Here is a 20,789-nt window from a genome sequence, read left to right on the forward strand (position 1 = left end):
GCGCGAAGGCAAGACCTCACACTCAACCAGATGCGGCGGATGGACAGCGGCCCGATCCCGCCCAAGGATCGGGAGGTCATGACCTTCTCCCTCCTCGGGCGCTGCAGGCGCACCGGCCAGATCGGCGCCGCCGGCGCCACCTCCGACATCGGCGTCGGCGCGCGCATCCAGCACATCGCGGCCGGGGTGGGTGCGGTGCTGACGCAGCACCGCACCGATCCGCGCCTGGGCCCGCGCGGCATCGCGCTGCTGCGGAGCGGATGCTCGGCAGGGGAGACGGTGGCGGCGCTGGCTGCCTCCACCCCGCACCATGCCTGGCGCCAGCTGGCCGCGCTGGATGCGCGGGGACGCACCGCCCATCACCACGGGGCGCGGGTGAAGCCCGAGCGCAACGACGCCCATGGCACGGATTGCGTGGCCATTGGCAACATCCTCTCGAATGACGGCGTGCCCGCCGCCATGGTGCGCGCCTTCGAGGCCGAGCCCGACGCCCCGCTGGGCGACCGGCTGCTGGCTGCCCTCGCCGCCGGGGAGGCTGCGGGGGGCGAGCACGGCCCGGTCATCTCCGCCGTGCTGGAAGTGCATGGGGAGCACGACTTCGCCCTTGCCGACCTGCGCGTGGATCGCGCCGCCGACCCGATCGACGAACTGGCCGCGCTGTGGCGCGACTACGCGCCCAAGATCGACGAATTCGTCCTGCGCGCCACCGATCCGGACCGGGCGCGGGGCGGGGCCTCGGGCTCCGTCGCCTTCGGAGCATCCGCATGAGGCGCCGCCACTCCCGCCGCCGGAACCGCCATGGCCCAGACCGTCCCGCCTCCGCCTTGGACCGGAGTTTCCGGCGGCGCGATCACCAACGTGCCCGGCATCAAGGTGGGCCATTTCACGGAGACGCGCCGCCCCACCGGCTGCACCGTCATCCTGACGGAGGAGGGCGCCACCGCTGGGGTGGATGTGCGTGGCGCCGCCCCCGGCACGCGTGAGACGGACCTGCTGAACCCCGCCAATCTCGTGCAGCAGGTCCATGCCATTTTGCTGTCCGGCGGCTCTGCCTTCGGGCTCGAAGCCGCGACGGGGGTGGTGCGCTGGCTGGAGGAGAAGGGCATTGGCTTCCCCGCCGGCCCCGCCCGCGTGCCAATCGTGCCCGCCGCGGTTCTTTTCGACCTGACGCAGGGCGACCACCGCATCCGCCCTGACGCCGCCGCCGGCTACGCCGCCTGTCAGGCCGCGGGCACCGAGCCGCCGGCCGAGGGCAGCGTGGGCGCCGGCACGGGGGCGACCGTGGGCAAGCTCTTCGGCATGGCCCGCGCCATGAAGGGCGGGATCGGCACGGCGTCGGTGAAGGTTGGCGCCATCACCGTCGGCGCCATCGTGGCGGTGAATGCGGTGGGCGACGTGATCGACCCCGCCACGGGGCAGGTGGTCGCGGGGGCGCGGGATGCGGAAGGCCGCCGGCCTTTCGGCGCGACGTCCGGCATCCTGCGTGGCGAGCTTCCGGCGGCGATGCAGGCGGGCATGGCGACCACCATCGGCGTGGTGGCCATCGACGCCACCCTGACCAAGGCCCAATGCCAGCGCCTGGCCGGATCGGCGCATGACGGGCTGGCCCGCAGCATCGATCCCATCCACACCATGTCCGACGGCGACACGATCTTCGCTCTGGCTACGGGCAAGAGCGGACTGCCGGGGAACATGATGGCGCTGGGGGCGATCGTGCCGCATGTCATGGCGGCGGCGGTGCTGCGGGCGGTTCGGGCCGCGAAGGCGATCGCCCCGAGCCCGCCCGGGGCGTCGGAGCTGGGCTAGGTCCGGGCTCCGGAGCGGCCCCGGCTGCACCGGCCATGCCTCGCGAGTGATTTGGCTCCAATACCGATCGGCGTCGAAATCATGAATGCAGGCCCTTCGCTGAAGACGTCGGCCTGAGGCTACTGCGGAAAATCAGCCCCTCTTCTGTCCGCCTGACGCGTCGCCTCGTCGTTCCGCGTAGTAAACTACCTCGCCCTGTTTATGCTGAGCGCGTCTTCGGGCTTACGCGAGCGTGGGAAGGAAGGTCATCGACATGAAGCCGACCACCATTGCCGCCTTGGCGGCGACCAGCGTTTTCATCCTGGCAGGAACGGCCAGCGCCCAGACGGCGCATCCCGCCGGCCACCACCAGGTCGTCACGCCCCAGGAACATCCGATGGTCGCCCGGACCCGCCAGCGTTCCCAGGGGCGCCGAAATGGCAGTGCTGTATGGCGACCCGGCGAAGGAAGGGCCCTTCTCCATGCGGCTGCGCCTTCCGGCGGACTACCGCATCCCCGCGCATTCCCACCCGGTGCCGGAAATCGTGACCATCCTCTCCGGGACCTTCCGGCTCGGCGCGGGGAGCGAGGCCGACAAGGAAAAGACCCAGGCGCTTCCCGCCGGCAGCTTCTTCGCCGTCCAGCCGGGATCGCCGCATTTCGTCTATATCGACGAGGTGACGATCGTGCAGATCAACTCCAACGGTCCTTGGGGCATCAACTACGTCAACCCGTCCGAGGATCCGCGCCGGCAGTAGGAACCGCAGGTCGGGCCGGTGCCCGGCCTCGCCGGCGCGGCATCGGGCCTGCGCCGGCGCCTTCCGCCTGGGCTCGGCACGCCTATGCGGTCACGGAGCCCGGGTCGCAATTCCCGCCGCAGACCAGCACGCCCACCCGCGCCCCGTCTGGCGGCACCCAGGCGCCGGAGATGAGCGCGGCCAGCGCCGTCGCCCCGCCCGGCTCCGCCACCACGCGGCAGGCGGACCAGAGGCGGCGCTGCGCCTCGCGGATGGCGTCATCCGTCACGAGAACCGAGTCGCGAACCACCTCCCGCGCCACCTCGAACATCAGCGAGCCGACGCGCCGGGCGCCGAGGCTGTCCGCGGCCACCCCGCCCACCGGCGCATCCACGGGTGCCCCGGCCTTGAGCGCGGAGAAAAGGGTGGGGCAGCCCTCCGGCTCCACCGCCACCACCTGTGTGCCGCTGCCGGCGAACCAGGAGGCGACGCCGCCAATCAGCCCGCCGCCGCCCACCGCCACCAGCACATGGGTCAGGCCAGGCGAATCGGCCTCGAATTCCCGCGCCACCGTGCCCTGGCCGGCCAGGACCTCCGGCTGGTCATAGGCATGGATGGAGACGGCGCCGGTTTCGGCGCGGCGCGACTCGCTGGCGGCGAAGGCCTCGGCATAGGTGTCGCCACCCTGCACCACCACCGCCCCGGCCTCCCGAATTCGAACCACTTTGGATGGGGCGGAGATGGCGGGAACGTAGATCTCCGCCCGGATGCCCAGCGCCCCGGCCGCATGCGCCACCGCCGCGCCGTGGTTACCGCCTGAGGCTGCGATCACCCCCGCCATGCCGGCACCGGATTGCAGCAGCGCGTTGAAGGCGCCGCGCGCCTTGAAGGAGCCGCTGACCTGCAATTGTTCCAGTTTCAACACTAATTCCCCTGGCGCGCCGAGGGCGGTTCCGGGCAAGACCAGGACCGGCGTGCGGCGGATGTGCGGGGCGATGCGGGCGGCAGCGGCTTCGATGGCGGGACGGGTGGTCATGGGCGCGGCATGGCCCGGCGGCGGCCGGCTGTCCACCATTCGTCAAACGGGTCGTCAAATGGGCCGTCGGACCAGTCCCTTGATGGCACCGCCGAAGCCCCGGCTTCCGTCCTTGCCCGAATCCTGCCACGTTCCGCCCCCGTGTCCGGGGTGTTACCAGCCAACCATGCTGCAACACGGCAGTTGTGCCGCGCGGGACGGAGCCGGTGGGCTCCTGGGGGTTCTGCTCCTGGGTCCACCCGGCGCCGGCAAATCTGACCTTCTCCTGCGCCTGACAGGGGAGGGATGGTGGCTCGTGGCCGATGACCAGGTGGTGCTGCGGGCCGAGGGCGATGCCCTCCACGCCTCGGCGCCCGCTTCCCTCCGCGGCATGATCGAGGTGCGCGGGTTGGGGCTGCTGTCCGGGCTCGATTCCGCCCCCGGCGCCACGCTGGCCCTGGCGGTGGATTGCGTCCCCCGCGAGGAGGTTCCACGCCTGCCCAGCCCCGCCGGCTTCCAGGCGCTGGGCCATCGCCTGCCCCGAATCGCCCTTCACGCGCCGGAGGCCTCCGCCCCGCGCAAGCTGGCCCTGGCGTTGGACGCCCTGTCCGGCCGCATCGCCTGCCGCGCCGGCGCCTTCGAGGCCGCAAGCTGAGCGCCCCCCCGATGAATGGTCCTGGGCAGGTCCAGGCCGCCCCGCGCCGGGCGGTGGTGGTCACGGGCCTCTCAGGGGCCGGGAAGTCCTCCGTCCTGCGCGTGCTGGAGGATCTTGGCCATGAAACGGTGGACAACCCGCCGCTCGCCGTCCTGGGCGAGCTGATGACCGGTTCTGGCAATGGGGGAGGGGAGGCGCCGCTCGCGGTGGGGGTGGACACCCGCACCCGCGGCTTCGACGCCACCGCCCTCCTGGCCGGGCTGGACGCGCTGCGGGCCCGCGGCGCCGCGGCGCCCGAGTTGGTCTTCGTGGATGCGGCCGAGGAAATCCTGCTGCGCCGCTATTCCGAAACCCGGCGCCGCCACCCGCTTGCCCCTGCCGGGCTGCCGGGCACCGGGGTGGCGGATGGCATCGCCCGGGAGGCCGCCGCCCTGGCCCCGCTGCGCGAGGCGGCGGATTGGCTGATCGACACCTCCGGCCTACCCCTGCCCGAGCTGCGGCGGATGATCGAGCGACGCTACGGCGCGGCTGGCACGGCCGGGATGTCGGTCACGGTGCAGTCCTTCGCCTATCCGCGCGGCCTTCCGCGCGAGGCCGACCTGGTGCTGGACCTGCGCTTCCTGCGAAACCCGCATTACGATCCCGCCCTGCGCCCGATGACTGGCCGTGACGCGCCGGTCGCCGGCTACATCGAGGCGGATCCCGAATGGGGCCCATTCTGGGCACGCATGACGGCGCTGCTGGACCCGCTCTTGCCGGCCTATGAAACGGGGGGCAAGAAGTACCTGACGGTGGCGCTGGGCTGCACGGGCGGCAAACACCGCTCGGTTTTTGCGGCGGAGCGCCTCGCAGGCCATCTCGCGCGGGGTGGCTGGCCGGTGGAGTTGTCCCACCGGGAGCTGGCGGTCCGGGAGAGCCTTCCTGGAACCGGAACCCCAACGAACCGACTCGTAGCGGCCCCCCCCGCACCCCATATCGATCCCAAGAGCATGAACGAACGCCCCCCGGCCGCGCCCTGCGCGGACCAATCCCCCCCTCATTCCCAGCCGCATTCTGCCAACGCGGCCTTGCCGGACCCCCGATGATCGGATTCGTCCTCGTTACCCATGGGCGCCTGGCCGAGGAACTTCGCCTCGCCATGGAGCATGTCATGGGCCCCCAGAAATACGTCTCGACGATCTGCATCGGACCGGAGGACGACCTTGAGGGACGCCGCGGCGACATCCGTGCCGCGGTGGAGCAGGTGGACCAGGGGGATGGCGTGGTGGTGCTGACCGATATGTTCGGCGGCACCCCCTCCAACCTGGCGGCCTCCATCAAGGATCGCTGCCAGGCGCCGGATTGCTGCGGGCGGCAGGTGGAAGTGATCGCCGGCGTCAGCCTGCCGCTGCTGGTGAAGCTGGCCAAGCTGCGCGGCACCGAGCCGCTGGCCCAGGCCGTGGACCATGCGGTGAATGCCGGCCGCAAATACATGGCCACCGCCGGCGAGCTGCGCGGCGATGGAATCGTCAACGGGGGAGCGAAGCGATGAGCCGCAACGCCGCGGAAGCGGAAATCACCCAGACGGCCGACACCCAGAAGCCGGAGGGCGCGCCCATGGCGCTGCGACGGAGCATCGTGATCCGCAACCAGCGTGGGTTGCACGCCAGGGCTGCCGCGAAGCTGGTGACCCTGGCGGAGAAGCATTGTTCCTGCCTCAGCGTCACGCATGATGGGCAGACGGTGCCGGCCTGCTCCATCATGGGGCTGATGATGCTGGGCGCCGGCCAGGGCGCGACCGTGGTCCTCGAAGCCGAGGGCTGGGATGCGCGCGAGGCGCTGGACGAGCTCGCCGCGCTGATCGAGGCTGGCTTCCACGAGGAGTGAATCCGGCCCCGCCGGCAGGATTCGAGCCGCCGGCGCGCGGCCGGCAGGAGCGGACAGGATGAAGACGGAGGCGCACGCTACCCCCCGCGGCGCGGACGGCAAGAGCGCCGATTCGCGCAAGGGGCGCCGCGCGCGCGAGCTGTCGATCAAGGGGATCCCGATCTCCCCCGGCGTCGCCATCGGCCCCGTCTACGACACGGCCGAGGCCCCTGCCGCCGCCCCGCGCCGCACCATCACGGCTTCGAAGGTGGAGGCGGAGCGTGCCCGGCTGACCGCCGCCGTCGCGACCTCCCGCAAGCAGGTGAGCAAGCTCAAGGCCCGCCTCGCCATCCTGCCCGAGGAGGCGCAGGAGGAGCTGGAGCCGCTGCTGGACGCCTATGCGATGATGCTCGGCGAAAGCCGACTGATCCGCGGCGCGCGCAAGCGCATCGAGGCCGAGCTGCTCTCCGCCGAGACGGCGGTGGAGGACGAGGCGGAGGTGATCGCCAACGCCATCCTCGCAGCGAAGGATGACGACAAGGCAGGGCTGCGCCGCCGCGCCGGCGAGGTGCATGAGATCGCCCGCCGCCTGACCCGCAATCTCACCCAATCCGGCTTCCGCTCCTTCAAGGACGTGCCCGAGGGCTCGATCCTGGTGGCGGAGGAGCTGACCCCGGCCGATGCCGCGCTGCTCGACCCCTCCCGCATCGCTGGGGTGGCGACCGAGGAGGGCGGCGCGGATGGCCACACCGCCATCATGCTGCGCGCGCTCGGCATCCCCAGCGTGCTGGGCCTGCCTGGCCTCACCAATGCAATCTCCCGCGGTGACGAGGCGGTGCTGGATGGCGGCGCCGGCACCATCGTGCTGCGCCCGGGCGCGGAGGCGCTGGAGGCGGGGCGCGGGGCCTCGATGGCCTATGCCAAGGAGCGCACCCGGCTCGGCAAGCTGCGCCGCCTGCCCGCCGTCACCACCGACGGGGAGGAGATGGAGCTCCAGGCCAATCTGGAGATTCCGGCGGAGCTGCCGCTGATCGCCCAGGCCGGCGCCGCCGGCATCGGGCTGCTGCGCACCGAATTCCTGTTCATGAACCGCCAGGGCCTTCCGGATGAGGAGGCGCATTACGAAGCCTATCGCCAGATCGTGGAGGCCACGGACGGGGCGGGCGTGACCATCCGCGTGCTCGACTGGGGCGGCGAGAAGGATATGGAGGCCCTCGCCGAGGGGGTGGAGCCCTTTCATGCCGGCCCCAACCCGGCGCTCGGCCTGCGCGGCATCCGCATGCTGCTGCGCCGCCCGGAGCTGCTGGAGGTGCAGTTCGCCGCCATCCTGCGCGTGGCCTCCCTCGGCCCGGTTCGCGTCCTGCTGCCCATGGTGACCATCCCGGAGGAGGTGCGCGAGGCGCGCGAGATCTATGAGCGCGTGATCAAGCGCGTGCGCCGGCGCGGCGTGACGCTGCCCGAGAAGCTGCCCTCCCTCGGTGTGATGATCGAGACGCCGGGCGCCGCCCTGGCCGCGGACGCCATCGCGCTGGAGGCGGATTTCTTCGCCATCGGCACCAATGACCTGGCCATGTACACGCTGGCGGTGGACCGGGGGGAGGTGGAGGTCTCCCACCTCTACGATCCCCTGCACCCCGCCGTGCTGCGCCTGATCCAGTTCGCCACCGAGGCGGCGCTGCGGCTGCGGATGCCCGTTTCCGTCTGCGGCGAGATGGCGGGGAACCCGCGGCTGGTGCCGCTGCTGATGGGGCTGGGGCTGCGAAGCCTCTCGATGAATGCCAGCGCCATCCCGCGGGTGAAGCAGATGGTGCGCGCGCTGAACGTGGACGACTGCGCCCGCTTCGCCCGCCGGGTGATGGAGCAGAGCGACCCGAAGCGGATCCAGGACCTGGTGATGAACTTCGTGCCTGGCGAGAAGCCCTGAGACCAAACCCCGAGACCAGGACCTGAGACCGGCCGTTCCGCCGGTCTTTCGTCGCTGCAACGCTTCGCTCACCTCCTCCGCAAATCCGTGCCAAGCTGAGGGCCAGGAATCGCGGCCCCATGCCTCCGTGGTGCACCGGCCGGCTTCCGTGCAGGTGAGGGTGAATGGATCAGCTCCAGCCCCTGTCCAGTAAGGCTGGTCGCACCGGCGATCCGGAACGCGACCTCCGCCGCGTCGGCATGCATCCGGACCATTGGTATCCCCTCGCCTGGTCGCGCGAGCTGAAGCCGGGCGGGATGCTTGCCGTGCGCTTCGCGGGTGATCCCATCGTGCTGGTCCGCCCGGAGCAGGGGCCCGTCTTCGCCCTCGAGGACCGCTGCGCCCATCGGCAAGTGCCGCTCAGCCGCGGGGTGGTGGAAGGCTGCGCCATTCGCTGCGGCTATCACGGCTGGGCCTATGACCTCTCGGGCCGGTGCACGGACGTGCCCTATCTCGGCAAGGGCCGGCTGCCGAATGGCGTGCGCGCCTATCCCTGCCGCGAGGTGGAGGGGCTGATCCTGGTCTTTCCGGGGGATTCGGCGAAGGCGGAGGAGGTGCCGTTGCCCCGCCTCGGCTCGGTGGCGGACCCCCGCTACAAGACGCGGCGCTTCGGCCGCGAGGTCGCCTGCCATTACAGCTTCATGCATGAGAACCTGATGGACATGAACCATCAGTTCCTGCACCGGAAGCAGATGGGGAAGATGGTCCCGCGCTACATGGGCGGTGGGCAGGGCGAGGATTGGGTGGAGGCGCGCTACACCTTCTCCCGCGCTGCCGGCAAGCAACCGCTCGGCGAGGCCGCGATCTTCGGCCAGCGCCGCGGGCCTGGCGAAAGTGCCGCCGAGAAGGATCTGATGACGATCCGTACGGAGTACCCGTACCAGACGCTGCGAATCCAAACGGGTGACGACGCGCCGGTGATGGACCTCTGGATCGCCTATGTGCCGGTGGACGCGCAGCAGCGGCGCAACCGCACCTTCGGCCTGCTGTCGATCAAGCGCCCGAAGATCCCCGGGCTGCTGAAGGCCGGCTGGCCGTTGCTGGTGCTCTTCACCGAACGGATCTTCAAGGAAGACCGCGAGATCGTGGAGATGGAGCAGGCGGCGCATGACGCGCAGGGCGCGGACTGGAACCAGGAGGTCTTCCCGGTCATCCGCAGCCTGCGGAGCCTGTTGCGCTCCCGCGGGGGAGAGACGCTGGGCGCGGTGTAAAAAGGCCAGGGAGAAGGAATTCTCCCCGGCCTTTCATCCACTTCTACTTTTACCGCTCAGGCGGCCTGTTGCAGGGCCTTGGGGTTGATCTCGCTCTCGGCCAGGATGGTTAGCTTCTCGTCGGTCGCCTTCTCCTCCTGCAGCGTCTGCTCGAGAAGGGTCGCGATCTCATCCAGCCCCGAGGAGCGGGCGAGGGAGCGCATGGTGCCGTAGGCGGCAATCTCGTGATGCTCGATGCCCTGGGCGGCCGCGATCAACAGCACATCCAGCATGGGGCCGGGCTTGTGCTCCGCGATAATGCGCTCGGCCTCGGCGGCCAACCCGTCCATCGCCTCGCAAGGCTCGCCCTTGAGCTCCTGCTGCATCGCCTTGCCAGCCTGCTCCAGCCGCGAAATCTGCCCCTTCGTTTCCTCGACGTGCTGCTCGAAGGCTTGCTTGAGCTTCGGCGAAGTTGCGGCCTGCATGAGCTTGGGCAGGTTTACGAGAGCAAGCCTTTCGGCGGTGAGCGCTTGGTTCAGCTTCTCGGTCATCATGCCCTTGATGCTCTCGGTCATGGCGGTCTTCCTCATCTTGGGGACGACCGCGGCCCATCTGCGCTCGGGGCCACGGCCGCGGGAGACCTACCGTCCACGAGCAAGACACCGCCCTAACCTGCGTTGGGCCGGTTGTTGACCTATCCGTGTGCTCGTCGGATGGGCCTCATCCCTGAATTTACCCATGCTTCAGGACCAGTGCTTCAGGTGGCTGGGGACGGGTGGGGCAACCACCTACGCCACCTCATCGCTTCTGCTTCTGGCGCGCACATAAAGATATCCTGATATCGTTTATCCCCTTGGCCTGCCAGCCTCCGGCGTGATAGGCGCCTTCGCACTCCCGGAAGGCTAGCCAGACATGCCCGATACCCTCCCCCCCAAGACCGACTACGTCATCGCCGACCTCTCCCTCGCCCAGTGGGGCCGCAAGGAGATCGAGATGGCCGAGGACGAGATGCCTGGCCTGATGGCCACCCGCCGCGAATACGGCCCCGCCCAGGTGCTGAAGGGTGCCCGCATCGCCGGCTGCCTGCACATGACCATCCAGACCGCCGTGCTGATCGAGACGCTGAAGGCCCTCGGCGCCGATGTTCGCTGGTCCTCCTGCAACATCTTCTCCACCCAGGACCACGCAGCGGCCGCCATCGCCGCCACCGGCACGCCGGTCTTCGCCGTGAAGGGCGAGAGCCTCGAGGATTACTGGCGCTACGTGCAGCGGACCCTGGAATGGGCCGATGGGGGCGAGCCGAACCTGCTGCTGGACGATGGCGGCGACATGACGCTGCTGGTCCATTATGGTCTGCGCGCCGAGCAGGGCGATACGAAGTTCCTCGACGGCGCGACCAATGAGGAAGAGACCGTCTTCTTCGCGCTGATCAAGAAGCTGCTGACCGAGAAGCCGGGCTGGTTCGCCAAGCTGGCCGCCTCGCTCAAGGGCGTCTCCGAGGAGACGACGACGGGCGTGCACCGCCTCTACAGCATGGCGAAGGAGGGCAAGCTGCTCTTCCCGGCCATCAACGTGAACGATAGCGTCACCAAGTCGAAGTTCGACAACCTCTATGGCTGCCGCGAGTCCCTGGTGGACGCGATCCGCCGCGGCACCGACCTGATGATGGCCGGCAAGGTCGCCTGCGTCGCCGGCTTCGGCGATGTCGGCAAGGGCTCCGCCGCCTCGCTGCGCAATGCCGGCTGCCGCGTGATGGTGACGGAAGTCGATCCGATCTGCGCGCTCCAGGCCGCGATGGAGGGCTATGAGGTGGTCACGATGGAGGATGCGGCGCCGCAGGCCGACATCTTCGTCACCGCCACGGGCAATGTCGACATCATCACCATCGACCATATGCGCGCCATGAAGAACCGCGCCGTGGTCTGCAACATCGGCCACTTCGACAGCGAGATCCAGGTCTCGGCCCTGCGCAACCTGCAGTGGACGAACATCAAGCCGCAGGTGGACGAGATCCGCTTCCCTGACGGCAAGAAGATCACGTTGCTCTCTGAGGGGCGGCTGGTGAACCTGGGCAATGCCACGGGCCATCCCTCCTTCGTGATGTCGGCCAGCTTCACCAACCAGACGCTGGCGCAGATCGAGCTGTGGACGAATGGCGCGGCCTACGGGAAGCAGGTCTACACCCTGCCCAAGCACCTCGATGAGAAGGTGGCTTTCCTCCATCTCGAGAAGGTGGGCGCGAAGCTGACCAAGCTGACCCAGCAGCAGGCCGACTACATCGGCGTGCCGCCGGCTGGCCCGTTCAAGGCCGAGATGTACCGCTACTGAGCCGGAGGATCGCGGCCGGGGGAGTTCCTGGCCGCGATCACCGCGTTGAAGCGCCTGCCTGGGGGCGGCGCCGGTCCATAGCCGGCGCCGCCCCCAGCTTCTTTGTCGATTAGGTGGCGACTGTGTCGCCCAAACCAATGCATTGCCGTGTAGTCTTTTCCCGCTGCATCAACCGCATCCGGGAAGACCATGCCGCGCGCATCCGCGAACCGATCCACCAACCCTCCGATCGACGCGGATGCCGGGATAAATCCCTTCGGGACCTCCGGCGGCATCCGGCGCTTCGCCTCCCCGGCGGTGAAGGCGGCGCTGAAGCGGCGCGGGGGGCAGCTTCTGGGCATGATCGCCGGCCTCCTGGGGCTGGCGGTGCTGGTGGCCCTGGTGAGCCACAATCCGGCCGATCCCTCTCTTTCCACCGCGACCAACCGGGCGCCGACCAACCTGGCCGGGCCCTTCGGCGCCATGGTTTCGGACGTGCTGCTGCAAGGCTTCGGCTGGGCGGGGCTGCTGCCGGCGCTCTGCCTGCTGACCTGGGCGCTGCGGCTTTCCACCCATCGCGGCCTGTCGCCCTTTGCCGGGCGCGTCGCGGCGTTGCTCGCCGGCTTGCCGCTGCTGGCCGCCGCCCTCTCCACCAGCCTGCTTCCGGCGCCCTTCCCGGGCGGCTCGGCCGGCGGCGCTGTCGGTCCCATGGTGCGGGAGGCGGTGGACGAGACGATCGGCGCCCTGTTCGGTCCCCTGGGCACGGTGGCCGGCAACACCGCCATCGCCGGCCTTGCGGCGGTGGCCACCGTGCTGGCCCTGGCCATTCCCCTTTCCTCCTGGCGCCGCGCCGGGACAGCGGCCGCGCGGCAGAGCTCGGGCATGGCCGGCAACATCCTGCGCCGCCGCAACGAAGCCCGCGCCCGCGCCGCCGAGGCCCGGCAGGCGCGTGACCGTCTGGCCCTGCGCGAGGCCGATGCGGCAGAGCCTCGCCCCGGGCTGATGGCCCGTCTGCTGCGTGGGACACCCGGCGCCCTGGCCGGGCTGATGCGCCGCCGCGCCGAGCCCTCGCCGCAGCTTTCCGCCCTGCTGCGCGCCGCCGATGCCGCGGCGGAGATGGAGCCGCCCGCGCCCCGCCCCGCTGCGCCGCGCCGCACCCCACGCCTTCCCGAGGCACCGGCTGAAGCGCCGAAGGCGGACGGACCGCGCATCGCCGACCGGGTGGTGGCTCCGCGCCGCCTGCCGATCTCCGAGACGGTGAAGAAAGGCGATGACGGGAAGTTCCGCCTGCCGCCCCTCTCCCTCCTGGCCCCGGCGCCGGCCAAGCGCGACAGCGGCCCGTCCCAGGAGGCGCTGGAGGAGAATGCGCGGATGCTGGAATCCGTGCTGGAAGATTACGGCGTGCGCGGCCGCATCGCCGATATCCGCCCCGGCCCGGTGGTCACGCTCTATGAGCTGGAGCCCGCGCCCGGCACGAAATCCGCCCGGGTCATCGGCCTGGCCGACGACATCGCCCGCAGCATGTCCGTCCTCGCCGTCCGCATCGCGACCGTGCCGGGCCGCAACGTGATCGGCATCGAGCTGCCGAATGCGAAGCGCGAGATGGTCTATTTCTCCGAGATGATGGAGGCCGCGGACTGGGCGCGGAATCCGGGCAAGCTGCCGCTGGCGCTGGGCAAGGACATCGGCGGTGCACCCGTCGTGGCAGATCTTGCGCGCATGCCGCATCTGCTGATCGCAGGCACCACCGGTTCGGGCAAGTCGGTCGGGATCAACACCATGATCCTGTCTCTGCTCTATCGCTTCGGGCCGGATGAGTGCCGCTTCATCATGATCGACCCAAAGATGCTGGAGCTGTCGGTCTATGACCGCATCCCGCATCTGCTGGCGCCGGTGGTGACCGAGCCGCCCAAGGCGATCGGCGCGCTGAAGTGGACGGTCCGCGAGATGGAGCGCCGCTACAAGGCGATGAGTCAGCTCGGCGTCCGCAACATCGGCGGCTACAACGAGAAGGTGGCTGCCGCCGCCGAGCGTGGTGACCAGCTGACCCGCCGCGTGCAGACCGGCTTCGACCCCGAGACCGGCAAGCCCGTCTTCGAGGACCAGCCGCTCAACTTGGCGGCCCTGCCCATGATCGTCGTCGTCATCGACGAGATGGCGGACCTGATGATCGTCGCGGGCAAGGAGATCGAGGCGGCGGTCCAGCGCCTGGCGCAGATGGCCCGCGCCGCCGGCATCCATGTCATCATGGCGACGCAGCGCCCCTCGGTGGATGTCATCACCGGCACCATCAAGGCGAACTTCCCGACACGCATCTCCTTCTCCGTCACCAGCAAGATCGACAGCCGCACCATCCTGGGCGAGCAGGGCGCCGAGCAGCTCCTCGGCCAGGGCGACATGCTGCACATGGCCGGCGGCGGCCGCGTGAACCGCGTGCACGGCCCCTTCGTCTCGGACGAGGAGGTGGAGCGCGTGGTGGACTTCCTGCGCGAGCAGGGCGAGCCCGCCTATATCGAGGAAGTCACCGAGACCGATGACGAGGACGAGGGCGGCGGCTCCATGCCCTCGCTCGACGGCGGCGGCGAGAAGGGCCTCTACGAGCAGGCCGTCTCCCTGGTGACGCGCGAGGGCAAGGCGAGCACCAGCTTCGTCCAGCGCCACCTCAACATCGGCTACAACCGCGCCGCCAAGCTGATCGAGCAGATGGAGCGTGAGGGGGTGGTCGGCCCCGCCAACCATGTCGGCAAGCGCGAGGTCCTGGCCCGTGCCGGCGTCGATGACTGAGGCGCACCGCTTCGCACCCTCCGGCGGCATCCCCAATTCGGGGCTGCCGCTGCTGATCTGGCGCGATGCCCTGCCCAGGACCGACGCCGCCATCACCGCCCGTTTCGCGCAGCATGGCTGGTCCAATGCCTGGACGAACGGCGTCTTCGACTACCACCATTTTCACAGCATCGCGCATGAGGCGCTTGGCGTGTCCCGGGGCGAGGCACGGGTTCGTTTCGGCGGGCCGGGCGGCGAGGTCATTGCCCTGCAGGCCGGCGATGCGGTGGTGATTCCGGCCGGGGTCGGCCATTGCCGCGAATGGGCGAGCGAGGATTTCGAACTGGTCGGCGCCTATCCAGGGGGCGGCGATTACGACATCCGGCGCGGCGATCCGGCCGAGCGGACCGAGGTGGAGGCCCATATTGCGGCGGTGCCTACGCCGGGCGCAAACCCGGTGGATGGTGGGGTTTTGCCCGGGTGGAAATAGTGGTCTGGGCCCTCGCGGCTTCTTCGGGTGTCGCGATCATGAACGGATGGTGACCGAGATACTGGCTTGGATTGCGGCGCCGAAATTGCCAAATGATAGCGCCCGGGCGGATGGTCGCCCGCCATCCAGGTCCGAAGCGAGGATGATTTCACCACCCGTGCGGCCGTCCTTTGGCCGCGACTCCACGCTACCTCGCCGGCTGGTCGAATTCCGTGGACGTTTCAGCAGCCCCCCGCTGTTTCACCACGGCCCGATTCCTGCCGATGCGCTCACGGTCGCATCCTACAACATCCACAAATGCATCGGCACGGATAAGCATTTCGATCCGGCGCGCGTGGCCGAGGTGATCGCGGAGCTGAATGCCGATGTCCTGGCCCTGCAGGAGGTGGACCGCCGCTTCGGCCGGCGCATTGGCCTGCTGAACATGGCCACGATCGAGCGCCGCACCGGCCTCCGCCTCGTGCCGCTTTCCACCACGCCGCAAGGGCATGGCTGGCACGGCAACGCCTTGCTGCTCCGCGCGGGCCAAGTGACGCATCTGCGCCGCCTGGCACTGCCAGGGGGCGAGCCGCGCGGCGCGGTCGTTGCCGATCTCCTCCTGCCGGCGGGGCCGCTGCGCGTGGTGGCGGCGCATTTCGGCTTGCTGCGGCGGCACCGGGCGCAGCAGGTGGCAGCCATCCTCGCCCTGTTGGCCGAGGCCGAGGACATACCCACGCTGATGCTGGGTGACCTGAACGAATGGCGCCCGGGTCCACGTTCCTCCCTCCGGGCGCTGGAGAGCCGGTTCGGCTCGGCCCATCCCGGTCCCGCCACCTTCCCGAGCCGCCTGCCCCTGCTGGCGCTAGACCGCATCTTCGGCCGCCCGCGTGGGCTGATCCGCGCGGTCGAAGCGCATGACACCACCCTCGCGCGCATCGCCTCGGACCACCTGCCCCTGAAGGCCATGCTGGATCTGAGGGCGGCGCATGCCGAACCGGCACCCACGGCCATGGCGACGGCGGCCTGAATCCATGAGCGCGCTCGGCGAAGGCGGGGATGTGCTGAACGCCCCGCAGCGGCCTGCCGAGGCGCGGAGCGACGTCGCGCTGATGCAGGGCGGGCTGACAGCCTTCGCGGCGCGGGTCGAGGCGGCGCGCGCCGCCACCACCAGCCTCGACCTGCAATATTACAACTGGCGGGACGATCTCACCGGCCGCCTGCTGGCGCGCGAGGTGCTGCACGCGGCCGATCGCGGCGTGCAGGTGCGCGTACTGCTCGATGACATGTACGCCATCGGGCGGGAACGCCTGCTCGGCGCGCTGGACGCGCATCCGCGGATCGAGCTGCGCCTGTTCAACGCCACGCGCTGGCGCCGCTTCGGCCTGCTAGGCCTGTTGCTGGAGATGCTCTTCGGCGGCTGGCACCTGAACCGCCGGATGCACAACAAGGCGTGGATTGCCGATGGGCGTGTGGTCATTTGCGGCGGGCGCAACATCGGCGACGAGTATTTCGACGCCGCCGGCGAGATCAATTTCCGCGACCTTGACCTGGTGATCGCCGGTGCCGCGGCCGGTGAGGCGCGCGACATCTTCGAGCGCTACTGGCGCCACCGCCTGTCGCGGCCCATCGCGGCCATCAGCCCCGCGGCCAACCGGCGCGGCGGATTCCGCGCCCTGTCCATGCGGCTCGATGCGGCCCGCCGGGCGCCGGAGGCCCAGCGCTTCTTCAACGGGCTGGGCGCCGATCCGGGGGTGGCGCGGGTGCTCGCGGGCGAGCTGTCCCGTCTGGCATCGGTGGCGCCGCGTGACATCCGCGTCATGGCGGATCCGCCGGACAAGGTGACCGGCCTCGCCCCGGAGGCGGACTGCCTGGCGCCGGCCATCCTCCGCATGCTGCGCAGCGCCACCTCGGAGGCGCTGCTCATCTCGCCCTATTTCGTGCCGGGCGGCGAAGGGGCGGATCTGCTGGAGAAGCTGGCGCGGAACGGCGTGCGCGTCTCGGTCGTCACCAATTCGCTGGCGGCGACGGATGTCGTCGCCGTCCATGGCGGCTATGCGCGCTACCGCGAGCGGCTGATCGAGGCCGGGGTCGCGCTGCATGAGCTCAAGCCATCGGGCGAGGAGGGGGTGAGCGTCTTCGGCTCCCGCGGCGCGAGCCTGCATACCAAGGCCCTGGTGATCGACGGGGAGCGCGCCTTCGTCGGCTCCTTCAACCTCGATCCGCGCTCGGCCACGCTGAACACGGAAATGGGCACCTTCATCCGCCACCCCGGCATGGCACGGGACCTGCGCGAGGAGCATGCGCGGCTGGCCGAGCCGGGGCGGAGCTGGCGGGTGACGCTGGAAGGGCCGGGATGCCTGCTCTGGACCGCCGAGGAGCGGGGCGAGACGGTGACAAGCCGCACCGAGCCTGGCGCCTCACTCCGGCGCCGCCTGCTGGCGTGGCTCGTCGGCTGGCTGCCGATCGAATCGCAGCTCTAGCGGCAATCCCGGGTGGCGGGCCACACCAAGGCTTGAGCCCGCCCGCCCTTGCGCCGCCCGTCCGGCAGGACCTTCTTTCGACGTCAGAACTGGAGGCCGAACGCCCGATGCGATGCCTGCTCCCCGCCCTGGCGCTGGCCGCATTCTCGGCCACCGCTCAGGCCCAGAGCCGCCCCGCCACCTTCCCCACGCGGGACGTGACCGTGTCCTACCGGGTGCTCGGCAACGCCTCCCCCCAGTCGCCGCGCGAATTCACCGTGGCGGCCCTGGCTGCCGAGGGACGGCTGCGGGTCGAATCGCCCTCCGTGCCGGGCTGGGGATTGATGGACCGCCGCACCGGACACACAGAGGTGGTGATGGATTCGATGCGCGTCGTGACCCCGAGCCCGCTGCGGCAGGAGGAGGCGACCCGCTACCTGCGGCTTGCCGAAACCGCCCGGCTGACGAGCGCGGGCAGCGCGTTCCAGGCCGGGCAGCGCTGCACCAACTACCGCTGGGAGCAGCAGGGGCAGCGCGGCACCGCCTGCCTGACCTCTGACGGCGTGCTGCTGCGCGGCGTGAACGAGCGGGGCGAGGGGGTGGAGGCGGTGCGCGTGGAATACGCGCGCCAGGACCCCGCGCGCTTCCGCGTGCCGGAGGCCTACCGGCGCGTGGATCTCGGCGACATGGCGCGGAGCCTTGGGCTGGGGCTGCCGCGCCGCTGAGGCCTGCTCAGCCGAAGAACACCTTCAGGCAGATCAGCAGGAGGACCACGGCGCCGATCGTCCAGGTGGTGGCGCGCGTGAACATGGACCAGCTGGTCTGGCGTTCGGCGAGGATGTCCTTCGCCTTTACCTCAACATAGTCGATGTGCTGATGGGCCTCGGCCATGGGTTCGCCTCGTGATGGGCCGCTGCTCCCGGAGATCGGGGCGGAGCGGCGGTCAGGCCATTTCTGTAGGCAGGCCGGGCGGGCCGGGCAAGGGGTTCACGAAGGCGCCTTCCGCCATCGGCCTGTCCAGCACCACCCGTCCCTCCTCCAGCCGCGCGGCGCCGGAGGCGGCCCAGGCGAGGGCGGCGGGATAGATCCGGTGCTCCTGCGCCAGCACGCGGGCGGCCAAGGCGGGTTCGTCATCCTCCGGCAGCACGGGCACGGCGGCCTGGGCGATGACCGGGCCCTCGTCCACGCCGGGCGTGACGAAATGCACCGTGCAGCCATGCAGCCGCACCCCCGCCGCCAAGGCGCGGGCATGGGTGTCCAGCCCGGGAAAGGCGGGGAGGAGGCTCGGATGGATGTTCAGCATCCGGCCGGACCAGCGCGTCACGAAATCCTCGGTCAGCACGCGCATGAAGCCGGCCAGAGCGATCAGCTCGATTCCGGCCTCGTCCAGCCGGGCCTGCATCACGGCCTCGAAACCCGCGCGATCCCGGCCGAAGGGGCGGCTTTCCACCACGGCGGTCGCGATCCCGGCCTCGCGCGCCCGGTCCAGCCCGGCGGCGTCGGCCTTGTTCGACAGCACCAGGGCAAGCTCGGCCGGATAGGCAGGGTGGCGCGCCGCCGCGATCAGCGCGCCCAGATTGCTGCCGCGGCCCGAGATGAGGACAGCGGCCCGCCGCTTCAGTTCGGCCATGCGGCGGAAAGCCCCTCCATCCGCACCTCGGCTTCCCCTGCGACCTCGCCTTCGCCCGCCTCGATGCGGCCGATGCGATAGGCGGTCTCGCCATGCTCCTTCAGCAGCGCAATGGCGGCCTCGGCCTTCTCCGGCTCGACCACCAGGGCCATGCCGATGCCGCAGTTGAAGACGCGCAGCATCTCCTCGGGCTCGACGCCGCCAGTGCGGGCCAGCCAGCCGAAGACGGGCGGCACGGGCCAGGCGGTGGCATCGACCACGGCCATGGTGCCGTCGGGCAGCACGCGGGGCAGGTTGCCCGGCAGCCCGCCGCCGGTGATGTGGGCGGCTGCCTTGAGCAGCCCGGCGCGATGCAGGGCGAGCACCGGCTTCACATAAATGCGGGTGGGCTCCAGCAGCGCCTCTCCCAGCGACTTGCCCGCGGCGAAGGGGGCGGGGTCACCAAGGCCGGCATTCCCCGCCTCCACGATCCGGCGGACGAGGGAGAAGCCGTTGGAATGAACACCGGAGGCACCCAGCCCCAGCACCAGGTCGCCCGGGCCGACATCGCCGGCCGGCAGCAGCGCCCCGCGCTCGGCGGCGCCGACGGAGAAGCCGGCCAGGTCGTAATCGCCCTTGTGGTACATACCCGGCATCTCGGCCGTCTCGCCGCCCACCAGGGCGCAGCCGGCCTGGCGGCAGCCTTCGGCAATTCCCGAAACCACCTCGGTCGCCTGGGTCACGTCCAGCGCGCCGGTGGCGAAGTAGTCGAGGAAGAAGAGCGGCTCGGCGCCTTGCACCACCAGGTCGTTCACGCACATGGCAACGAGGTCGATACCGACGGTCGTGTGGTGCTTCGCGTCGATCGCGAGCCGCAGCTTCGTGCCGACCCCGTCGGTCGAGGAGACGAGCACGGGATCCTGGAATCCCGCGGCCTTCAGGTCGAACAGGGCGCCGAAGCCGCCCAGCCCGCCCATGGTCCCGGTGCGGTCCGTGGAGCGGGCGAGGGGCTTGATCCGATCAACCAGCGCATCGCCGGCTTCGATATCCACCCCGGCATCGCGGTAGGTCAGTCTGGTCATGGCGGTCCTTGATCGGCTATCCCAGGGGCGGTCCACGGGGAGCGGCTTATGCCCAGTTCAGACGGTCGCGCTACCCATCATGTCCGGCGCTTCGGCGCAATCCGCCCGCCGCGCAATCCGGGGATGCGGGCGATGATTCGCGCCACGACCCTCGCTGCGGCACTGCTGGCCGTGCCCGCCCTGGCCCCGCAGGCCATGGCGCAGGACGATCCCAACGTCCAGCGCGGCGTACCGGCCGAGGCCACGGCGGCAAATGCCGTGGTGGCGAAGGAGCGGGCCATCGCGAATGCCCAGCGCCTCGCCTACCAGCGCTATGCGGCCGCGACGGGGGCAAATCCCAATGCCTCGCCGTCCCAAATCGAATCGATGATCTCCAGCATGGTGGTGGAGCAGGAGCGCTCCACCCTGAACGGCTATTCCGGCCGGTACACCATCCGCTTCCGCGGCGGCCGTGCCCCGAGCGGCGGTGGCGGGGACACGGCCACGGCGGGTGGGGCCCTGCCGTCCCTCGGTGGCCCGGCGGCGCCCCAGCCGCCAGCCAGCTTCCCGGCAGGCACCCCGCCGGTCATGCCGCTGACCTCCTATCTGGAGGCCGGCACGAATTTCCGCTCGATGGACGAGTGGCTGGCGCTGCGGCGGCGGCTGCTCTCGCAGCCCTCAGTCGGCAGCGTGGATATCCTGGCCATTTCGACCGAGGGGGCGCGGCTCCGCATCGGCCTGCGCAGCGTGCCCAATGTGGCGGCGCAGGAATTGGCCGCGGGGGGGATCATGCTGGCCCCGAGCCAGCCCCCCTCCGCCAGCGGGCTGCCAAGCCCCACCACCGGCCCCGGCTGGCGAGTCGGCCTTGCCGGAGGGGCTTGACCCTGGGCCTGCCCCCGATGCTGGAGGGCCGGGAGGCCCTGACGTCCCG

At 70.5% G+C, this 20,789-nt stretch carries 22 protein-coding genes; 16 read left to right on the forward strand and 6 right to left on the reverse strand.

Annotated elements, in window-relative coordinates; all coding sequences use genetic code 11:
- Positions 1 to 78 precede the first annotated feature (78 nt).
- Both GSE44_RS00870 and GSE44_RS00875 read left to right on the forward strand, forming a co-directional pair.
- Positions 79 to 768 (forward strand): DUF1028 domain-containing protein, encoded by a 690-nt coding sequence (locus tag GSE44_RS00870; RefSeq protein ID WP_159346323.1) that lies wholly within the window; start codon positions 79 to 81, stop codon positions 766 to 768.
- Positions 769 to 798: 30 nt separating this feature from the next.
- Complete coding sequence (locus tag GSE44_RS00875; RefSeq protein WP_159346325.1) at positions 799 to 1,806, forward strand: P1 family peptidase; 1,008 nt, start codon at positions 799 to 801, stop codon at positions 1,804 to 1,806.
- A 222-nt stretch (positions 1,807 to 2,028) separates the two neighbouring features.
- Here GSE44_RS00875 and GSE44_RS25480 read toward each other — a convergent pair whose 3' ends face one another.
- A complete protein-coding gene (locus tag GSE44_RS25480; RefSeq protein ID WP_235924474.1) occupies positions 2,029 to 2,166 on the reverse strand; it encodes a hypothetical protein in 138 nt (45 codons plus the stop codon).
- Between the two features lie 11 nt (positions 2,167 to 2,177).
- Here GSE44_RS25480 and GSE44_RS00880 point away from each other — a divergent pair, with 11 nt between their 5' ends.
- On the forward strand, positions 2,178 to 2,543 hold the full coding sequence (locus tag GSE44_RS00880) for a cupin domain-containing protein (protein ID WP_268893614.1): 366 nt from the start codon (positions 2,178 to 2,180) through the stop codon (positions 2,541 to 2,543).
- An 82-nt stretch (positions 2,544 to 2,625) separates the two neighbouring features.
- Here the strand turns inward: GSE44_RS00880 and GSE44_RS00885 are convergent, their stop codons facing one another.
- Positions 2,626 to 3,558, reverse strand: a complete 933-nt coding sequence (locus GSE44_RS00885) for a threonine/serine dehydratase (protein ID WP_159346329.1) — start codon at positions 3,556 to 3,558, stop codon at positions 2,626 to 2,628.
- A gap of 166 nt (positions 3,559 to 3,724) precedes the next feature.
- Between GSE44_RS00885 and GSE44_RS00890 the strand changes: the two genes are divergently transcribed.
- The 6 genes from GSE44_RS00890 (at position 3,725) to GSE44_RS00915 (ending at position 9,211) form a co-directional block, all read left to right on the forward strand.
- Positions 3,725 to 4,192, forward strand: a complete 468-nt coding sequence (locus GSE44_RS00890; RefSeq protein WP_159346331.1) for an HPr kinase/phosphorylase — start codon at positions 3,725 to 3,727, stop codon at positions 4,190 to 4,192.
- Between the two features lie 11 nt (positions 4,193 to 4,203).
- Positions 4,204 to 5,277 (forward strand): RNase adapter RapZ, encoded by a 1,074-nt coding sequence (rapZ, locus tag GSE44_RS00895; protein WP_159346333.1) that lies wholly within the window; start codon positions 4,204 to 4,206, stop codon positions 5,275 to 5,277.
- Entirely contained in the window at positions 5,274 to 5,723 is a 450-nt protein-coding gene (locus GSE44_RS00900) for a PTS sugar transporter subunit IIA (protein ID WP_159346335.1), read from the forward strand. The genes rapZ and GSE44_RS00900 overlap by 4 nt, the downstream gene beginning before the upstream one ends.
- A 65-nt stretch (positions 5,724 to 5,788) precedes the next feature.
- Positions 5,789 to 6,058 carry an HPr family phosphocarrier protein gene (locus tag GSE44_RS00905; RefSeq protein ID WP_235924504.1) on the forward strand — a complete coding sequence of 90 codons (270 nt, stop codon included), beginning with the start codon at positions 5,789 to 5,791 and terminating at the stop codon, positions 6,056 to 6,058.
- 58 nt (positions 6,059 to 6,116) lie between these two features.
- Positions 6,117 to 7,961, forward strand: coding sequence for a phosphoenolpyruvate--protein phosphotransferase (gene ptsP / locus GSE44_RS00910; RefSeq protein WP_159346339.1), 1,845 nt, complete (start codon positions 6,117 to 6,119; stop codon positions 7,959 to 7,961).
- Positions 7,962 to 8,125: 164 nt separating this feature from the next.
- Complete coding sequence (locus GSE44_RS00915) at positions 8,126 to 9,211, forward strand: aromatic ring-hydroxylating oxygenase subunit alpha (RefSeq protein WP_159346341.1); 1,086 nt, start codon at positions 8,126 to 8,128, stop codon at positions 9,209 to 9,211.
- A 56-nt stretch (positions 9,212 to 9,267) separates the two neighbouring features.
- On the opposite strand, the gene GSE44_RS00920 is transcribed toward GSE44_RS00915, so the two are convergent.
- Positions 9,268 to 9,765 (reverse strand): YciE/YciF ferroxidase family protein, encoded by a 498-nt coding sequence (locus GSE44_RS00920; RefSeq protein WP_159346343.1) that lies wholly within the window; start codon positions 9,763 to 9,765, stop codon positions 9,268 to 9,270.
- 337 nt (positions 9,766 to 10,102) lie between these two features.
- Here GSE44_RS00920 and ahcY point away from each other — a divergent pair, with 337 nt between their 5' ends.
- The 6 genes from ahcY (at position 10,103) to GSE44_RS00950 (ending at position 17,913) form a co-directional block, all read left to right on the forward strand.
- Complete coding sequence (ahcY, locus tag GSE44_RS00925) at positions 10,103 to 11,518, forward strand: adenosylhomocysteinase (protein WP_159346346.1); 1,416 nt, start codon at positions 10,103 to 10,105, stop codon at positions 11,516 to 11,518.
- 189 nt (positions 11,519 to 11,707) lie between these two features.
- On the forward strand, positions 11,708 to 14,281 hold the full coding sequence (locus GSE44_RS00930; RefSeq protein WP_159346348.1) for an FtsK/SpoIIIE family DNA translocase: 2,574 nt from the start codon (positions 11,708 to 11,710) through the stop codon (positions 14,279 to 14,281).
- Positions 14,274 to 14,750: a cupin domain-containing protein gene (locus GSE44_RS00935; protein WP_159346350.1), complete on the forward strand. Its 477-nt coding sequence runs from the start codon at positions 14,274 to 14,276 to the stop codon at positions 14,748 to 14,750. Before GSE44_RS00930 ends, GSE44_RS00935 begins: the two co-directional genes overlap by 8 nt.
- Before the next feature lie 142 nt (positions 14,751 to 14,892).
- Positions 14,893 to 15,756 (forward strand): endonuclease/exonuclease/phosphatase family protein, encoded by an 864-nt coding sequence (locus tag GSE44_RS00940; protein ID WP_159346352.1) that lies wholly within the window; start codon positions 14,893 to 14,895, stop codon positions 15,754 to 15,756.
- 4 nt (positions 15,757 to 15,760) lie between these two features.
- The gene (locus GSE44_RS00945) at positions 15,761 to 17,209 is read left to right on the forward strand and encodes a phospholipase D family protein (protein ID WP_159346354.1); all 1,449 of its coding nucleotides are present in this window, start codon (positions 15,761 to 15,763) and stop codon (positions 17,207 to 17,209) included.
- Positions 17,210 to 17,316: 107 nt separating this feature from the next.
- The gene (locus GSE44_RS00950; protein ID WP_159346357.1) at positions 17,317 to 17,913 is read left to right on the forward strand and encodes a hypothetical protein; all 597 of its coding nucleotides are present in this window, start codon (positions 17,317 to 17,319) and stop codon (positions 17,911 to 17,913) included.
- Between the two features lie 7 nt (positions 17,914 to 17,920).
- Here GSE44_RS00950 and GSE44_RS00955 read toward each other — a convergent pair whose 3' ends face one another.
- The 3 genes from GSE44_RS00955 to purM are packed head-to-tail and all read right to left on the reverse strand — an operon-like array spanning position 17,921 to position 19,879.
- Positions 17,921 to 18,079: a preprotein translocase subunit SecE gene (locus tag GSE44_RS00955; RefSeq protein ID WP_159346359.1), complete on the reverse strand. Its 159-nt coding sequence runs from the start codon at positions 18,077 to 18,079 to the stop codon at positions 17,921 to 17,923.
- A gap of 52 nt (positions 18,080 to 18,131) precedes the next feature.
- On the reverse strand, positions 18,132 to 18,818 hold the full coding sequence (gene purN / locus GSE44_RS00960; protein WP_159346361.1) for a phosphoribosylglycinamide formyltransferase: 687 nt from the start codon (positions 18,816 to 18,818) through the stop codon (positions 18,132 to 18,134).
- Positions 18,806 to 19,879: a phosphoribosylformylglycinamidine cyclo-ligase gene (gene purM / locus GSE44_RS00965; protein ID WP_159346363.1), complete on the reverse strand. Its 1,074-nt coding sequence runs from the start codon at positions 19,877 to 19,879 to the stop codon at positions 18,806 to 18,808. The genes purN and purM overlap by 13 nt, the downstream gene beginning before the upstream one ends.
- Positions 19,880 to 19,927: 48 nt before the next feature.
- Here purM and GSE44_RS25485 point away from each other — a divergent pair, with 48 nt between their 5' ends.
- The gene (locus GSE44_RS25485) at positions 19,928 to 20,740 is read left to right on the forward strand and encodes a hypothetical protein (protein ID WP_235924476.1); all 813 of its coding nucleotides are present in this window, start codon (positions 19,928 to 19,930) and stop codon (positions 20,738 to 20,740) included.
- Positions 20,741 to 20,789 lie beyond the last annotated feature (49 nt).

The organism is Muricoccus harenae, assembly GCF_009848505.1.
Classification (GTDB): Bacteria; Pseudomonadota; Alphaproteobacteria; order Acetobacterales; family Acetobacteraceae; genus Roseomonas; species Roseomonas harenae.

Bases quoted from the DNA above. Each gene is read 5' to 3' on its own strand.
- GSE44_RS00870 (WP_159346323.1), top strand. From the start codon at position 79: ATGACCTTCTCCCTCCTCGGGCGCTGCAGGCGCACCGGCCAGATCGGC.
- GSE44_RS00875 (WP_159346325.1), top strand. From the start codon at position 799: ATGGCCCAGACCGTCCCGCCTCCGCCTTGGACCGGAGTTTCCGGCGGC.
- GSE44_RS00885 (WP_159346329.1), bottom strand. From the start codon at position 3,558: ATGACCACCCGTCCCGCCATCGAAGCCGCTGCCGCCCGCATCGCCCCG.
- GSE44_RS00890 (WP_159346331.1), top strand. From the start codon at position 3,725: ATGCTGCAACACGGCAGTTGTGCCGCGCGGGACGGAGCCGGTGGGCTC.
- rapZ (WP_159346333.1), top strand. From the start codon at position 4,204: ATGAATGGTCCTGGGCAGGTCCAGGCCGCCCCGCGCCGGGCGGTGGTG.
- GSE44_RS00900 (WP_159346335.1), top strand. From the start codon at position 5,274: ATGATCGGATTCGTCCTCGTTACCCATGGGCGCCTGGCCGAGGAACTT.
- GSE44_RS00905 (WP_235924504.1), top strand. From the start codon at position 5,789: ATGGCGCTGCGACGGAGCATCGTGATCCGCAACCAGCGTGGGTTGCAC.
- ptsP (WP_159346339.1), top strand. From the start codon at position 6,117: ATGAAGACGGAGGCGCACGCTACCCCCCGCGGCGCGGACGGCAAGAGC.
- GSE44_RS00915 (WP_159346341.1), top strand. From the start codon at position 8,126: ATGGATCAGCTCCAGCCCCTGTCCAGTAAGGCTGGTCGCACCGGCGAT.
- GSE44_RS00920 (WP_159346343.1), bottom strand. From the start codon at position 9,765: ATGACCGAGAGCATCAAGGGCATGATGACCGAGAAGCTGAACCAAGCG.
- ahcY (WP_159346346.1), top strand. From the start codon at position 10,103: ATGCCCGATACCCTCCCCCCCAAGACCGACTACGTCATCGCCGACCTC.
- GSE44_RS00930 (WP_159346348.1), top strand. From the start codon at position 11,708: ATGCCGCGCGCATCCGCGAACCGATCCACCAACCCTCCGATCGACGCG.
- GSE44_RS00935 (WP_159346350.1), top strand. From the start codon at position 14,274: ATGACTGAGGCGCACCGCTTCGCACCCTCCGGCGGCATCCCCAATTCG.
- GSE44_RS00940 (WP_159346352.1), top strand. From the start codon at position 14,893: ATGATTTCACCACCCGTGCGGCCGTCCTTTGGCCGCGACTCCACGCTA.
- GSE44_RS00945 (WP_159346354.1), top strand. From the start codon at position 15,761: ATGAGCGCGCTCGGCGAAGGCGGGGATGTGCTGAACGCCCCGCAGCGG.
- GSE44_RS00950 (WP_159346357.1), top strand. From the start codon at position 17,317: ATGCGATGCCTGCTCCCCGCCCTGGCGCTGGCCGCATTCTCGGCCACC.
- GSE44_RS00955 (WP_159346359.1), bottom strand. From the start codon at position 18,079: ATGGCCGAGGCCCATCAGCACATCGACTATGTTGAGGTAAAGGCGAAG.
- purN (WP_159346361.1), bottom strand. From the start codon at position 18,818: ATGGCCGAACTGAAGCGGCGGGCCGCTGTCCTCATCTCGGGCCGCGGC.
- purM (WP_159346363.1), bottom strand. From the start codon at position 19,879: ATGACCAGACTGACCTACCGCGATGCCGGGGTGGATATCGAAGCCGGC.
- GSE44_RS25485 (WP_235924476.1), top strand. From the start codon at position 19,928: ATGCCCAGTTCAGACGGTCGCGCTACCCATCATGTCCGGCGCTTCGGC.